Raw genomic sequence first — 14642 nt, forward strand, 5'->3', positions numbered from 1 at the left:
TTTAGCTACATTTGGGCCGGATTGCAAAGCGTCAAGGGTTGTCACGGTTTTGCCACCCACAAGGGGTGGCGCTACATTATTCACGGATAGCTTATGTAGCGGCACCCCTTGTGGGTGCCAAAAGCTGCAACAACCATTTCGTCCATCAACGCCAACGTGGGCTGCCTGTCTGGGCGCGCAAATTATCGGGAACGTGAGGGGCTGTGCGGCGATCCAATGTGGTAGCCCCCCGACTATTGGTGGCACCCACAAGGGGTGCCGCTACAAAGGGGTGCTAATACAAAGGGGCCCTGACAAAGGGGCGCCCCTACAGTCCCTACCATAAGGAAACCTTGATGAATTCCCCTCTGGACCTGCCCGTTGCTTTGCCCGATGTTCAAAGTTCGCCCGATGGCCGTCATCTTGTTATTCAACGCGTGGGGATACGCGGTGCGCGCTATCCGATGCAGGTGGTTGCGGACGATGGGTCGGCACAAGGTACGATAGCCGACTGGACGCTTACCGTAGAGTTGCCGGCTGCGGAGAAGGGGACGCATATGTCCCGTTTCATGGCGCTGCTGGAACAGTATCGAGCCGTCGCCATGACGCCCGCCGTGTTTCGCACCATGACCCGGGATATGTTGCGCTTGCTGCATGCGCAGCGTGGCGATATCACGGCGCAGTTTCCCTACTTCATCAATAAATCGGCGCCGGTGTCTGGGGTAAACAGCCTGCTCGACTACGATGTGCAGTGGACAGCGCGGGCACGCGAGGAGCAGGTCGATTTTGAAATGACTTTAAAGATCCCGGTGACCAGCTTATGCCCTTGTTCAAAAGCCATTTCCAAATATGGCGCGCATAACCAGCGTTCGCATGTCACCATTTTTGTGGCGCTTGGCGGTGATTTGGATATGAATCAACTCATTGGCCTGGTTGAACAGGAGGGATCTTGCGAGCTATGGGGCCTGTTGAAACGGCCTGATGAGAAGTACGTAACCGAGTATGCGTATAACAATCCGAAGTTTGTCGAGGATTTGGTGCGCGACGTAGCCGTTCGTTTGGAGGATTGCCCGGCCATTGCACGTTATCGTGTCGAAGCCGAGAATTTCGAATCCATACACAATCACTCGGCGTATGCGGTGATTGAAGGCTAGTATCGGCCGCGCGGCCGCCTATTTCTTCGAAATGTATCGGTTTCCTTCTATGTAGAAGCGCAAGGGCTTGTCGGCCCAATCGCCTGCGTAGGCGACGCCGACACGGGGACGCTCCACGATCGCTATAGGTCCGTCGCCGGCAGCCGCAGCGATGTAAAAATCATCGCTGCACAGGTCGTGCCCATAGTCGTTGAGCGTGACGCCCATGGCTTTACACAATAGCCCCGGTCCGGAGGTTTTGCCGGCAACGTTCTGCAAGGGCTCAATTGCGCGAAGCAGCACAGCAGCGCCCGTGCCATCCGGCTCCGTGACAACGTTCATGCAGTGGTGCATGCCGTAAACCAGGTACACATAGACATGGCCGGGCGGGCCGTACATGACCTTGGTGCGCGGCGTTATCCCTTTCGAGGTATGGGCGGCAAGATCGTGAGGGCCAAGATAAGCCTCGACTTCTACGATTCTGCCTATGCGCTCCTCCCGGCTTACACGATGTACCAGTCGTTTTCCCAGCAGGTCTTTGGCGACCAGAATGGTGTCTCGGTTGTAGAAATCTCGGGCTAGCTTTTGCATGAGTGCGATGGCGAATACGGATGACAAAATGTTGCTTAATACCTGCAAGTGTAGCAAACAGGGTGTTTTTACGACGAAACGACCTTGGTTTGCCATGAATTTTCGGGCAACTTGATTTCCGGGTTTTTTTACAGGTACAATAAGGAGCTAGATTTTCAAGTTCGTTGAAGTTTGTACAATTCAGTACCAGTAGAAAGTACTTTTTTGCTCTGATCTCTACTCCTTGATAGTCTTTTTTATAGGGCATATTGCTCGGAATTTTTAGGGATTGCAAAAAACATGCAAACAGAAACTGGTATTGTTAAGTGGTTCAACAACGAAAAGGGTTTTGGCTTTATCAAGCCTGAATCGGGCGGCAAGGATTTGTTTGCCCATCATACCGATATCATCGGCACCGGCTTTAAGTCGCTCGAAGAAAATCAACGTGTTTCCTACGTTGCGGCCGAAGGCCAAAAAGGGCCTCAAGCCAAATCGATCCAGGTTATTTAAGTAGCCTCTTCGTGTAAAAAAGCCCGCCGTTCTGGTGGGCTTTTTTAGTTTTTGATGAAGGAATCTCCATGCTGAAGTCGTTGATCGCTGTAGTGCTGGGCTCCATCGCGCTGACGGCGTGTGCGCCGCTGTTGACCGGCCAGATGGCCCAGGCGGGATATAACGCTGCCAAAGGCGCGCTGGGGTCGTCGGACGACGGCAAAAAAACAGCCATCGGCCAGGATGCTCGTCAGCAAAAATTGCAATCCGTGTTGAATTCGGTCGAGGTAGGGCAAAGCGTGGCGCCTATTTTGGAAAAGATGGGAGAGCCGCCGAAAGAAAAAACCGGTAATGAGCGCGGTTTTACGTGCTACGAATATCCGGCCGTGTATTCAGCCACCGATGCCGCCGTGATTGTGGACAAAGACGGAAAAGTGGCCTTCTTTGGCAATTCTCATTGTGTGACCGAAATGCAGGAGGCCAATTTTATCGATAAGGGCAAGTACGCGAGCAACGCTAAGCCATAGGTTTCCGGTGCCCATTGAAGCCGCACTGTCTGTCGATGTATTTCAACGCCTCGGGTAGAGCGTCGCGGAAAGTCATCCATTCGTGGGCGCCGTCGACGACACGCAGCTTTACTTGCGTGGGCTGGATCGCATAAATCGCTTCAAACAAATTGGCGTTCATTGCAGGCGTGACTTCCCTGTCCTGATCGCCGCCGCTGATATACATGGGAACGATCTGTTTCTGCGCCTTGTAGCCGGCCAGCAAGGCAGGATAGCTTTGCGCCGACCAGCGTGCCGGGTCGAATTGGCCGTCCTTGGCAAATTGCCCGGTATTGCTATGTGCACTGGATTTCTTCGGGGGCTGGGCATAGGCAGCCGGGCTTAACAAGCCCGCCGCGCAGGTCAGCTCGGGATGGCTTAAGGCCAGGTTCAATGCGCCGAAGCCACCCATCGAAATACCCGCGACTGCCCGGTGCCCACGGTCTGATTTGGCCTCATAGCGTTTTTCTATATAGGGTATTAAGTCCATTCTGAGCGCCAGCTGCATTTTCTCTATCTGGCCATCGATCCACCAAGAGGAGCCGCCGGCCGGCATGACGGCGATGACGGGAGCTATTTCGCGGCGCCGAATCAGGCCATCCAAAGTCTCGCGTGCGCCCGCATAGGCGACCCAGGTGTGTTCGTCGCCCCCCGATCCATGCAACAGATAGACGACCGGGAATTTGTCGAAGGACTCGTAGTAGCCATCGGGTAGATAAATGGTAAATGGCAGACTGCGGCCCAAAATGGGGGAATCGAGCTTATCGCTGACTATCTCGCCTGCCCAGGCGCTCGCACATAGGCAGGCCAGAGTCAGCGCTAGGCTAGCTTTGTATGCGGGGAAATGCATGCGTGCCTCCGGTCTTAGATCAAATAGCCTTGCAGCTTGCCGAGCAGGACTTGCTTCTGATCGGCCGGTAAAAAGCAGGACTCCAGGCTGTTCCGGGCCAGTGTGCCCAGTTCCTGCTTGCTTAACCCTAGCGCCTGCGCTGTCGCCAGATAATTCTGGCCCACATAGCCGCCGAAATAGGCGGGGTCGTCCGAGTTGATCGTGACCATGGCTCCCTGGCGCAGCAGGCGTGCCAGATTATGTTGCTCTAAAGCATCCACTACGCACAGCTTCAGGTTTGATAAGGGGCAGACGGTCAAGGGCACCTGATCGCGAATCAGGCGTTGCATCAGGGCCGGGTCGTCTTCACTGCGCACGCCGTGGTCGATGCGTTCGACGTGCAGCACATCGAGGGCGTCGCTTACATAGGCGGCAGGGCCTTCTTCGCCCGCATGGGCAACCAGGCGAAACTCCAGCTCTTTGCAGCGAGCGAAAATCCGGGCGAATTTGTCGGGCGGGTTGCCCAGTTCGGCAGAATCCAGCCCGATACCTATCCAGACATCGTTGTATTGTTCGCGTAGCGGCAGCGCGGCGGCCAGTGTGTCAAAGGCTTCCTGTTCGGACAGATGGCGTAGAAAGCTCATGAGCAGATAACTGCTGATGCCTGTTGCGGCGCGCACCTCGCGCAATGCCCGTGCGATGCCGGCAAACACGGTTTCGATCGCCACGCCGCGCCCGGTGTGGGTTTGCGGATCGAACATGATCTCGGCATGCAGCACGCCGTCGGCGCGTGCCCGCCGCAGATAGGCCATGGTCATGTCGTAAAAATCCTGTTCGGTGATAAGGACGCTGGCGCCTGCGTAATAGAGATCCAGAAACGATTGCAGATCGGTAAAGGCATAGGCGGCGCGTAACGCCTCGACCGATGAATAGGGTATGGCCATGTGATTGCGAGCCGCCAGTTCGAAGATCAGCTCGGGCTCCAGCGTTCCTTCGATATGCAAGTGCAATTCGGCCTTGGGCAGGCCGCGGATATAGGCGTTGAGGTCGGGGGAGTTCATCAGGGATGCCAATAGACGTTGATGGCCGCGTCGGTTCGCGTGAGCAGCAGGCTGACTGGTTGAGCCGGCGTGGGTTGTTGTGCGGCCCGTTCGAATACCTGGAGTTTTTGCGGGCCGCTTATGAACAGTATTCGATGCTGCGCCTGCAGCAGGGCGGCCAGGGTTGAGCTGATGCGCCGGTGAGGAGCCGCGGGAGGTGTAATGGACATGTAATGAAGGGTCTGGGCGGGGTCGAGCGCCTGCGCCAGCTCAGGAGCGTTCGGAAAGAGCGAGGCGGTGTGCCCGTCGTCGCCCATGCCCAGAATCGCCAGGGTGGCCGGCGCCGCGCTGCGGTTGGCCTGGTCCACGCAGGCCTTTATATCGTCGGCGTGCGTGACCAGCCCCTGGAACTGGGCGTGGCTGGCGCGGTTGACCAACAGGTAGCGGCGTACCAGGTTCTCGTTGCTGTCCGGGTCGCCGGGCGCAACAAAACGCTCGTCAACCAGCGTGATGTGTATCTTTGGCCAATCCAGACCGGCTTGGCTGAGCTCGGTAAAAAGAGGTATCGGAGAGTGCCCGCCCGATACCGCCAAGCGAGCCGTGCCTGACTGTTCCAGCTCTTGCTGCAGCAAGCCGGTCACGGCATGGGCCAGCGCCTTGATGCAAGGCTGGCTTTGTTCATAAGGATGCCAGATCATGCGTTTCTCCCTACCGTATATGCTAAAAACGAGGCAAGACAGCCAGACTACACCCGTATCGTACAGGTATCGTACATAAAGAGGCATCGACGCGCAGCTGGCTACAATACAGGACTTATGATTAAAAACACAGCCCGTGCGACGATTGCCGATGTGGCGCGCCAGGCCGGGGTTTCGAAGGCAACGGTATCGCGATTCCTGAATCATCGCGATACCTTGTTGTCCGCCGAGATCGCAGAGCGCGTCGAAGTGGCCGTCGCCCAGTTGGGCTATACACCGAGTCCGATGGCGCAAGCGCTCAAACGCGGCCGCTCGCGCCTGATCGGCCTGGTGGTTGCCGACATCACCAACCCCTATTCGGTGGCCGTACTGCGTGGTGCCGAAAAGGCCTGCCGGGCTGCCGGCTATTTGGTGATGCTGTTCAATCTGGGCAACGAGAGTCAGCGCGAGAGCGCCGCCATACAGGCGTTGCTCTCCTATCAGGTGGAAGGTTTTATTCTGAACACCATGGGTTACGACGCAGGGGTGGACGCGGCTCGCTGCGGCAAGCCCGTCGTGCTGGTCGACCGCTTGCATCAGGGGCTGGATGTTGATTTCGTCTCCTTGAATAATAAGCAGGCTATAGACTTGAGCGCGCAACATCTGCTGGATGCGGGCTATACCGAGTTGTTGCTGGCGACCGAGCCGTTGGGAGGCGTGAGCTCGCGCATCGAGAGGTCTGCGGCCTTCATGTCGTTTATTCGGGATCACAATGAGAAGGTATCGGGGTGCTGCCTGGCCAGCGATGCCGGCGCGGCCGACCTGGATCAGGCGCTTCGTGCATTGCGCGAGCGGGCAAAGGTGGGGCGTGCTGCCGTCATTTCCAGTAATGCGGTGGTGACTTTGCGTATTGTGGCGGCGATGGCGCGTCTGGGTTGGCAATTGGGTGCGGATGTAGGATTGATTGGCATTGACGAGACCGAATGGTCGCCTTATGTCGGCCCGGGGATCAGTACGGTGTCGCAACCCACCGGCGAATTGGGCCGCAAAGCGGCGGAATGCCTGTTGGATCGTTTGCAGGGACGGGATGTCGCCCCACGAACAATACTGTTGCCAGGCGTCTTGAATGTGCGCGGATCGTCGGACCCATCGCGGCGTTGATCGCTGCCTGGAGCGTACTTTTGACTTCAGTGTAAGGGTAAATACTTATTCGAGTTCTTTTCGGCATTTATTAAAATTCAAAGCTTGATGAAACCGGTTTCAGAACGTGTCTGCTGAAGGCGTCGATGCCTTTCCCGAGTATCCATAGTGAATTATTCATTTCAATTCGGCCCTGTGTTCGATGCATGGCCATTGCTGCTGAGGGGCACCTGGATAACGATCCAGCTGTCTTTTCTGGCAATGTTGTTTGGGCTGTGTGTGGCGATTTTATGTGCCTGGGGCAAAACCTCCGGCCCTAGGTTGGTGCGCTGGGTCATCAATGCCTATATCGAACTGATCCGCAACACGCCGTTTCTGGTGCAATTGTTTTTTTTCTATTTTGCGCTGCCGGCCACCGGAGTGCGTTGGTCTGCGCATACGGCGGCGCTGGTCGCCATGGTGGTGAATCTGGGCGCTTATGCCACCGAAATCGTGCGGGCCGGAATTGAGGCCATTCCCAGGGCGCAGGTCGAGGCGGGGCTGGCGCTGAATTTATCGCGCTATGAAATTTTTCGTTTTGTCGTGTTAAAGCCGGCGCTGCGCGCCATTTACCCCGCGCTGACCAGCCAGTTCATTTTACTGATGCTGGCTTCCAGCGTGGTGTCGGTGATCTCCGCCGACGATCTGACTTCGGTTGCGGCCAACTTGCAATCGGAAACGTTTCGCAGCTTTGAAATCTACATTGTCATTACCGCCATCTATTTGGTGCTGACGCTGCTTTTCTCGTACCTGTTCCGCCTGGTATTCCGGTGGGGCCTGAACTATCCGGATCGCTGATCATGCGCACTTTCGGTTATTCAGAGTTCTTATACATACTTGAAGCGGCCCGATGGACGATAGGCTTGTCTTTGATGGCTTTTGTCGGGGGCGGCATCGTAGGTTTGACGCTGGCCTTGTCGCGTACTTCCGAAAGCAGGATGCTGCGCGGTTGGTCCATCGGTTTTATCCAATTGTTTCGCGGCACGCCTTTATTGCTGCAGCTGTTCCTGATCTTCTTCGGCGCTCCGGTCATAGGGATCGACGTGAACCCGTGGCTGGCGGCAGGGATCGCCTTGACGCTTAACAGCGGAGCTTTTCTGGGAGAAATCTGGCGTGGCTGCATCGAGGCCATACCGGGCGGCCAGTGGGAAGCCGCCGACGCCCTGGGTTTGTCGTATCGCTGGAAAATGCGCGACGTTGTGCTGCCGCAGGCCTTGAAAATAGCGGTGCCCCCCACCGTTGGTTATCTGGTGCAGATCGTTAAGGGGACGTCGCTGGCGGCCATTATCGGCTTTACCGAATTAACCCGTGCCGGCCAGATTATCAATAATGCTACGTTCGAGCCTATGCTGGTGTTTTCGGTGGTTGCGGTGATTTATTTCTTGTTGTGCTGGCCCTTGTCTTTGCTGGCGGCTCGTATGGAGCGGCGTCTTGCCGCGTCGCTGGTGCGCTAGACAGGCCGGGCTGTAGATCGATGTTTAACCGATGTGGGTATTTAATTCTTGGAGACTGAATATGTATTTAAGTAAAAAAATTCGCGCGCTGATGGGCGCGACGATGTTGGCGAGCCTGGGTGTACTGGCGTTGGGCGCCTCGACGGCCAGCGCCGAAACGATAGACCAAGTCAAGCAAAAGGGGGAGTTGACGGTCGGCATGCTGGTGGACTTTCCGCCGTATGGCATCATGAACGCTCAGAATCAGCCCGACGGCTATGACGCCGACGTGGCCAAATTGCTGGCCAAGGATTTGGGCGTAAAAGTAAAAATCGTACCCGTAACGGGCCCCAATCGCATCCCTTTTCTTTTGACCAATAAGGTGGATTTGCTGGTGGCCTCTTTGGCTATTACCGCTGAGCGCGCCAAGCAAGTACAGTTTTCCAGTCCGTATTCGGCGGCGCAGATTGTCGTGTATGGCGGCAAGGACCGCGCCATCAAAGGAGCCGCCGATCTGGCTGGCCTGCGTATTGGCGTGGCGCGTGCGAGCACGCAGGATATTGCCGTTAGCAAGATTGCGCCAAAAACGGCGAATATCCGTCGTTTCGACGATGACGCGTCGGCCATGCAGGCCTTGTTATCCGGGCAGGTTGACGCCATAGGATGTTCCACCACGGTCGCCGCGCAGATTTCCAAACGCGTACCCAATAAGTACGAAAACAAGTTTGTGCTGCTGCAACAGGAAATGGCGGTCGCGATGCGTCCGGGCGAGTCCAAGACGCTTGCGGATGTCAACGCGTTTGTAGCGAAAAACATTGCCAACGGCGAACTTAGCAAGCTGTACAAAAAATGGCTGGGTACCGATCTGCCTAAGCTGAAAGCATCGTAAGGGCGGCTTTACCATGACTGACAGCCAGGCTTCTGTTGCGGCGCATCCCGCCGATCGTTCCGCCGCTCGCGGCGAGACGATTATCGAGGTCGTTGCCGTGAACAAATGGTACGGCAATTTCCAGGCGCTCACCGATGTCGACCTGAAGGTTGATGCCGGCGAGCGCATCGTGGTTTGCGGGCCTTCAGGTTCGGGGAAATCAACCATGATTCGCTGCATCAATGGTCTGGAAAAAGTGCAGAAAGGCCGCATTGTGGTCGATGGCATCGACCTGACCGCCAGCGCTCATAACGTCGAGGCTGTGCGTCAGGAGGTTGGCATGGTGTTCCAGCAGTTCAATCTGTTTCCGCATATGACGGTGCTGCAAAATTGCATGCTTGCGCCCATGCGCTCGCGCCGTGTGGATAAACAGGCGGCCGAGGCGCTGGCCATGAAGTATCTGACGCGCGTGCGCATTGCCGATCAGGCCCTGAAGTATCCCAGCCAGTTATCGGGCGGCCAGCAGCAACGGGTGGCTATTGCCCGTGCTTTGTGCATGACGCCCAAGATTATGTTGTTCGACGAGCCCACTTCGGCGCTGGATCCGGAAATGGTCAAAGAGGTGCTCGATACGATGATCGGCCTGGCCGATGATGGGATGACGATGCTGTGCGTGACGCACGAAATGGGGTTCGCGCGCAGTGTGGCAGACCGGGTTATTTTCATGGCGGATGGAAAAATCATCGAGCAGGCGCCGCCTGCTACGTTTTTCAGCCACCCCGAGCACGAGAAAACCCGTAGCTTCCTTGGGCAGATATTGAGCTCTCAGCATTGATGCTGGATGCGCGGTTGGTTTGATGTATTTAGGAAGATGGCACCCACAAGGGGTGCCGCTACACCCGTTGCGGGTACGTTTTTGTATCGGCACCCCTTGTGGGTGCCAATTCGGTGCGTGTGATTCTCTCGTTGGAGTCAGTTTTACCATGGGCTTGTCCAGTCAAGTGATTGTTTCTTTATCGTCGTTCGGGACAGCCGAGGTGCGGCGTCACGGGCAGTGTTGGTTTGCCGAACTGTGCCATGCCGCCGGCGCCGATGGTGTGGAAGTGCGTGGCGAATTGCTGGTCGATGCCGCCGTGGAACTGCCGCAGCTTGACGCGATGTTTCGCCGCACCGGACTTAGCAGCGTCTATTCGAGCCCCGAGGGGCTTTGGGATCGAGAGGGTGCTTTCGATTCTGTTGCGCTGGAAAACGCCCTGACATCGGCCTTGGCGTTGAACGCCTCCGTAGTGAAGATGTCCATAGGCGGCTTTCATCAGAATTCGCTCGCCTCGCTGGCCGAGCTGAAACAGCGCCTGGCGCAAAGCCGCGTCAGGCTGCTGATTGAAAACGATCAGACTGCAGCGGCGGGCACAATCCGGGCCTTGCAGTATTTTTTTGAAGCAATGGAAAACACCGGCCTTATCCTGGGCATGACCTTCGATATGGGCAACTGGCATTGGGTGGGCGAGAGCTCCTTGCGCGCCGCGGAGCTGTTTGCGCCGCGGGTGCAGTATGTGCATTGCAAAGGCGTGCAGCGCCAGGCCCACCGATGGGTGGCCGTGGCATTGACCGATTCGCTGGCCCCGTGGCGTGCTGTATTCGAAGCCATGCCCGCCAATGTGCCGCGCGCCATCGAGTATCCCTTGTTTGGTGATGATTTGCTGGATGTGACTCGCACGGCCATAGACGGCCTGCGCCATCTTGAAGGCCGCCTGCAATGAGCCACGCCCTTGATGTGGTGACATTCGGCGAAGCCATGATGATGCTGATTGCCGATCGGCCCGGCCCGCTTGAAAATGCACAGGCCTTTTACAAACGTACCGCCGGGGCCGAAACCAATGTGGCTATCGGTTTGTCGCGCCTTGGACTGAAAGTGGGCTGGGCCAGCCGTTTGGGGTCGGACTCCATGGGCCGCTACCTGCTGGCCGAGATGCAGCGTGAAGGTATCGATTGCTCGCATGTGGTCTGCGACCTGCAGCAACGCACCGCCCTGCAGTTCAAGGGCCGTGTGGTCGACGGCAGCGATCCACCGTTCGAATACCATCGCAAAGGCTCGGCGGCAAGCCAGATGCAACCCGGCGATATCGACCAGGCATGGTTGTGCGCCGCGCGGCATCTGCATTCCACGGGTGTGTTTGCGGCAGTTTCGGACAACTGCTTCGAGGTCAATTGCAAATCGATGGCCATGATGCGCGAGGCGGGCCGCACGGTGTCTTTCGATCCGAATCTTCGGCCCGTGCTGTGGTCGTCCACCGAGCATATGCGCGAGTCTATCAATCGACTGGCGTTTGGCGCTCATTGGGTCTTTCCGGGTATCGAAGAAGGCCGCTTGCTGACGGGACAGGGTACGCCGGAAGCGATTGCGCGTTTTTATCGTGACCGGGGAGTCGAACGCGTCATTGTCAAACTGGGTCGGGACGGCGCTTATTTCAGCGGTGATGATGCAGAGGGTTATGTCCCGGGTTTTCCTGTTGCCGAGGTTCTGGATACCGTTGGCGCGGGGGACGGTTTTGCGGTGGGCGTGATTAGCGCCTTGCTGGAAGGGGGCGATATCCGGTCGGCCGTCAGGCGCGGCGCATGGATAGGGGCAAAGGCTGTCCAGGTTTTGGGCGACACCGAAGGTCTGCCCACGCGCGAAGAGTTGGTGCGGGCGGGAATGTAAGGGGTTGCCGCTACGAAACAGGCTCGTCATTCACGTAGCGGCAGCCCTTGTGGGTGCCAAAATCTCTGACAGCCAAGACGGTATCTTGCACGGATGACAGGCACAAGGCCTGTCGCTACAGGCCTGTAGTGACAAATCCGCACATATATCTGTAGCGGCACCCCTTGTGGGTGCCATAAAAAACATCACTAGCGTCGCTGAATAAGCAAGCAGGCCTCCCGGGCCAATTTTGTGATGGCGCTCCAGTCCTGCTTGGTGACAGCCGATTCCGGCGTCAGCCACGATCCGCCGACACATTCAACGTTGGGTAGCTCCAGATAATCCCTGGCGTTTTGAGCGTTGACGCCGCCGGTAGGGCAGAAGCGGATGTCGGGCAAGGGGCCGTAAAGCGCCTTGAGCAAGGCGACCCCGCCCACGGCTTGCGCCGGGAATAGTTTTTGCACCGTGAATCCACAATCGGAGGCGATCATGGATTCTGACGCCGTTGCTACACCGGGCAGGAACGGGATGTCGGCTTCTTGTGCCGCACGGGCGATGCCTGGCGTCAGGCCTGGACTGACGGCGAACTTTGCACCCGCACGGACAGCCGCATCGAATTGCTTGGCATCGCGTATCGTGCCCACTCCAACCAAAGCATCCGGAACCGCGTCGGAGATGAGTTGTATGGCTTCCAGCGCGACGTTGGAGCGCAGTGTGATCTCCAGGCTGCGCACACCGCCTGCGACCAGTGCGCGGGCCAGGCCAACAGCAGTGTCAAGATTTTTGATGACAATAACGGGCATGACCGGGCTTTGCCGGAGTAGTTCAAGAGCGTTCATGGATAGTGGCCTGACTGGATAGATAACAGTGATAGATTAAAGCACTTCGGCTGCTGCCCAGTCCGGATGTCCAAACGTGGCGGCTCCGCATTCGGCAGTACCCGCCTGGCGGCGGGCCGAAGCAAACAGTTCGCACCCGAATCCGCTTTGATGGGCGCTGAGGTCGGCCCGCGCAAGCGGGCGCTGCATCCAGCCGGGAGAGCCCAGCAGCGACAGTTCGCCCGTGTTGGCGTCGATGCGCAGTATGTCGCCGTTTTGAACGCGCGCCAACGGCCCGCCGGCCAGCGCTTCGGGGCTTATGTGTATGGCGGCGGGCACTTTGCCCGAAGCCCCCGACATGCGGCCATCGGTGACCAGCGCCACTTTATAACCCTGTTCCTGCAAGACCGATAGAGCGGGGGTCAGTTTGTGCAGTTCGGGCATGCCGTTGGCGGCCGGCCCCTGAAAACGTACGACGGCCACAAAGTCGCGAGCCAGCTCACCGTTTTTGTACGCCGCCAGCAGTTCGTTTTGATCGTGGAAGACAAGAGCCGGCGCTTCAACGACTCGGTGCTCGGGCTTGACGGCCGATACCTTGATGACGGCGCGGCCCAAATTACCGCTTAAAAGCTTCAGGCCGCCGTCGGCGCTAAACGGGTCGTCGGTTGAGCGTATGACGTTGCGATCCAGCGATTGGGCTGCGGCGGGGCGCCATATAAGATTGTCGCCGTCGAGATAAGGTTCTTGCGTGTAGCGCCGCAATCCGGGCCCGGAAACGGTCTTGACATCTTCGTGCAAAAGGCCGGCGTCGATGAGTTGCGCAATAACCAGACCTATGCCGCCGGCCGCATGGAAGTGATTGACGTCAGCGTGTCCGTTGGGATAGATGCGCACAAGCGACGGGACTACGGCGGAGAGATCCGAGAAATCGTCCCAGTTGAGGGCGATGCCGGCTGCTTGCGCGATGGCCACCAAGTGCAGGGTGTGATTGGTGGAGCCCCCAGTAGCCAGCAACCCGACAATGCCGTTGACCAGCGATTTTTCGCAGATGACTTCAGCCACGGGCGTAAAGGATGAGGATTGAGCGGTGATCTGCACGGCCTGTTGCGCGGCGGCACGGGTAAGCGCATCGCGCAACGGCGTATTGGGCGTGACGAACGCGCTGCCGGGCAGGTGCAGGCCCATTATTTCCATAAGCATCTGGTTGGAGTTGGCCGTGCCGTAAAACGTACAGGTGCCGGGCCCGTGATAGGACCGGCATTCGGATTCGAGCAGTTCGGCGCGGCCGATTTTGCCTTGCGCGAAGAGTTGCCGGGTCTTGGCTTTTTCGTCGTTCGAAATGCCCGATGTCATTGGGCCTGCCGGCACGAATATGGCGGGGATGTGGCCGAAACTTAATGCGCCGATCAACAAACCGGGAACGATCTTGTCGCATACACCCAGGTACAGCGCCGCATCGAACATTTGATGGCTCAGTGCAATCGCCGTCGCCATGGCAATGACGTCGCGCGAGAACAGGCTTAACTCCATGCCGACTTGCCCCTGCGTGACGCCGTCGCACATGGCGGGCACGCCACCGGCAAACTGCGCGGTGGCTCCCGCGTCGAGCGCGGCCTGTTTGAGGATGGCAGGGAAGGCCGCCAGCGGTTGGTGCGCCGAGAGCATGTCGTTGTATGACGAGACAATGGCTAGATTGGGCCTGGATGTTTCCTTCAGGCGGGCTTTGGCCTGGTCCGGCATGGCGGCAAAGGCATGGGCGAGATTCGTGCAGCCCAGTTGGCTGCGTTCGACTTTTTGGCCGTATGCGGCTGCGGTTCGCTGCAGATAGCGTCCGCGGGTATGGCGGCTGCGTTCAGTGATCCGCTCGGTGACGGCGCGTATGACGGGGTTCAGGGCCATTGAGATGTCTCGAAATGACAGGGTTTGGGTTGCTGATGGTTTTAATTGTAATTTAGCTACATTTCAATATCAAGAAAATCCTCTTGTTCTTAAACGATATATCTTATTTATCTCTATTTTTATCTATTTTTTTGTTTAATTTTTATTATTTATTTGTAATTTAACTACTTATACGGCGGGATCATAAGGCATTTTCGGTTGAAGTGTTTACGGAACTGAACGCGTTTTGCGTCGCTGTTTTTTGGGGTCGTTTTCGGTGGGCGGGTCATTCTATTAAAACGCCGCAGGGCGAGGGGTGGGTCCCGTCCGGTCCGTCCAGCGGTCGGGGCGCTACGCGCTCCGACTGCCCGGGTCTGCCTCGTCCAGGCGGGCGTCGGGCGAACTCGCTACGCCTCGCACGCGAGGCTCCGCTTGTATAGTTTCTTTAAGCGGTTTTGTTTGGTTTTTTATCTGGTTTTTTCAAGCACCTTTTAGTGGGACACTAAAAGGTGCTGGGGTGGAGA

The 14642-nt window shown here is 57.3% G+C and carries 16 protein-coding genes; 10 read left to right on the forward strand and 6 right to left on the reverse strand.

Features of this window, described 5'->3' with window-relative positions:
- The first annotated feature begins 335 nt into the window (after positions 1-335).
- Entirely contained in the window at positions 336-1133 is a 798-nt protein-coding gene (folE2, locus tag EDC26_RS06680; protein ID WP_132580672.1) for a GTP cyclohydrolase FolE2, read from the forward strand.
- An 18-nt stretch (positions 1134-1151) separates the two neighbouring features.
- Here folE2 and EDC26_RS06685 read toward each other — a convergent pair whose 3' ends face one another.
- The gene (locus EDC26_RS06685) at positions 1152-1730 is read right to left on the reverse strand and encodes a DNA-3-methyladenine glycosylase (RefSeq protein ID WP_243700812.1); all 579 of its coding nucleotides are present in this window, start codon (positions 1728-1730) and stop codon (positions 1152-1154) included.
- A gap of 252 nt (positions 1731-1982) precedes the next feature.
- Between EDC26_RS06685 and EDC26_RS06690 the strand changes: the two genes are divergently transcribed.
- Complete coding sequence (locus EDC26_RS06690) at positions 1983-2192, forward strand: cold-shock protein (protein ID WP_013741470.1); 210 nt, start codon at positions 1983-1985, stop codon at positions 2190-2192.
- A gap of 68 nt (positions 2193-2260) precedes the next feature.
- On the forward strand, positions 2261-2698 hold the full coding sequence (locus EDC26_RS06695) for a hypothetical protein (RefSeq protein WP_132580674.1): 438 nt from the start codon (positions 2261-2263) through the stop codon (positions 2696-2698).
- Here the strand turns inward: EDC26_RS06695 and EDC26_RS06700 are convergent.
- Genes EDC26_RS06700 through pgl form a run of 3 tightly spaced genes read right to left on the reverse strand, consistent with a single transcriptional unit; the run spans position 2688 to position 5283 of the window.
- Positions 2688-3566 (reverse strand): alpha/beta hydrolase, encoded by an 879-nt coding sequence (locus EDC26_RS06700; protein WP_132580676.1) that lies wholly within the window; start codon positions 3564-3566, stop codon positions 2688-2690. The two genes, EDC26_RS06695 and EDC26_RS06700, sit on opposite strands and share 11 nt — an antisense overlap.
- Before the next feature lie 14 nt (positions 3567-3580).
- Positions 3581-4606 carry an adenosine deaminase gene (locus tag EDC26_RS06705; RefSeq protein WP_132580678.1) on the reverse strand — a complete coding sequence of 342 codons (1026 nt, stop codon included), beginning with the start codon at positions 4604-4606 and terminating at the stop codon, positions 3581-3583.
- Positions 4606-5283: a 6-phosphogluconolactonase gene (gene pgl / locus EDC26_RS06710; RefSeq protein WP_132580680.1), complete on the reverse strand. Its 678-nt coding sequence runs from the start codon at positions 5281-5283 to the stop codon at positions 4606-4608. Before pgl ends, EDC26_RS06705 begins: the two co-directional genes overlap by 1 nt.
- Positions 5284-5400: 117 nt before the next feature.
- Here pgl and EDC26_RS06715 point away from each other — a divergent pair, with 117 nt between their 5' ends.
- The 7 genes from EDC26_RS06715 to EDC26_RS06745 all read left to right on the forward strand — a co-directional run bounded on the left by EDC26_RS06715 (position 5401) and on the right by EDC26_RS06745 (position 11443).
- Entirely contained in the window at positions 5401-6423 is a 1023-nt protein-coding gene (locus tag EDC26_RS06715) for a LacI family DNA-binding transcriptional regulator (protein WP_207915076.1), read from the forward strand.
- Between the two features lie 147 nt (positions 6424-6570).
- Positions 6571-7239: an amino acid ABC transporter permease gene (locus EDC26_RS06720; RefSeq protein WP_132580682.1), complete on the forward strand. Its 669-nt coding sequence runs from the start codon at positions 6571-6573 to the stop codon at positions 7237-7239.
- Between the two features lie 2 nt (positions 7240-7241).
- A complete protein-coding gene (locus EDC26_RS06725) occupies positions 7242-7895 on the forward strand; it encodes an amino acid ABC transporter permease (RefSeq protein WP_132580684.1) in 654 nt (217 codons plus the stop codon).
- Positions 7896-7956: 61 nt separating this feature from the next.
- The gene (locus EDC26_RS06730; protein ID WP_132580686.1) at positions 7957-8763 is read left to right on the forward strand and encodes a transporter substrate-binding domain-containing protein; all 807 of its coding nucleotides are present in this window, start codon (positions 7957-7959) and stop codon (positions 8761-8763) included.
- Positions 8764-8776: 13 nt separating this feature from the next.
- The gene (locus EDC26_RS06735) at positions 8777-9577 is read left to right on the forward strand and encodes an amino acid ABC transporter ATP-binding protein (RefSeq protein ID WP_132580689.1); all 801 of its coding nucleotides are present in this window, start codon (positions 8777-8779) and stop codon (positions 9575-9577) included.
- Positions 9578-9731: 154 nt separating this feature from the next.
- Complete coding sequence (locus EDC26_RS06740) at positions 9732-10502, forward strand: sugar phosphate isomerase/epimerase family protein (protein ID WP_132580828.1); 771 nt, start codon at positions 9732-9734, stop codon at positions 10500-10502.
- A complete protein-coding gene (locus EDC26_RS06745; RefSeq protein WP_132580692.1) occupies positions 10499-11443 on the forward strand; it encodes a sugar kinase in 945 nt (314 codons plus the stop codon). The genes EDC26_RS06740 and EDC26_RS06745 overlap by 4 nt, the downstream gene beginning before the upstream one ends.
- Positions 11444-11631: 188 nt before the next feature.
- On the opposite strand, the gene EDC26_RS06750 is transcribed toward EDC26_RS06745, so the two are convergent.
- Both EDC26_RS06750 and edd read right to left on the reverse strand, forming a co-directional pair.
- Positions 11632-12261 (reverse strand): bifunctional 4-hydroxy-2-oxoglutarate aldolase/2-dehydro-3-deoxy-phosphogluconate aldolase, encoded by a 630-nt coding sequence (locus EDC26_RS06750; RefSeq protein ID WP_132580695.1) that lies wholly within the window; start codon positions 12259-12261, stop codon positions 11632-11634.
- A 36-nt stretch (positions 12262-12297) separates the two neighbouring features.
- A complete protein-coding gene (edd, locus tag EDC26_RS06755; protein WP_132580698.1) occupies positions 12298-14139 on the reverse strand; it encodes a phosphogluconate dehydratase in 1842 nt (613 codons plus the stop codon).
- Positions 14140-14642 lie beyond the last annotated feature (503 nt).

It is taken from the genome of Paralcaligenes ureilyticus (assembly GCF_004346225.1).
Taxonomy (GTDB): domain Bacteria; phylum Pseudomonadota; class Gammaproteobacteria; order Burkholderiales; family Burkholderiaceae_B; genus Paralcaligenes; species Paralcaligenes ureilyticus.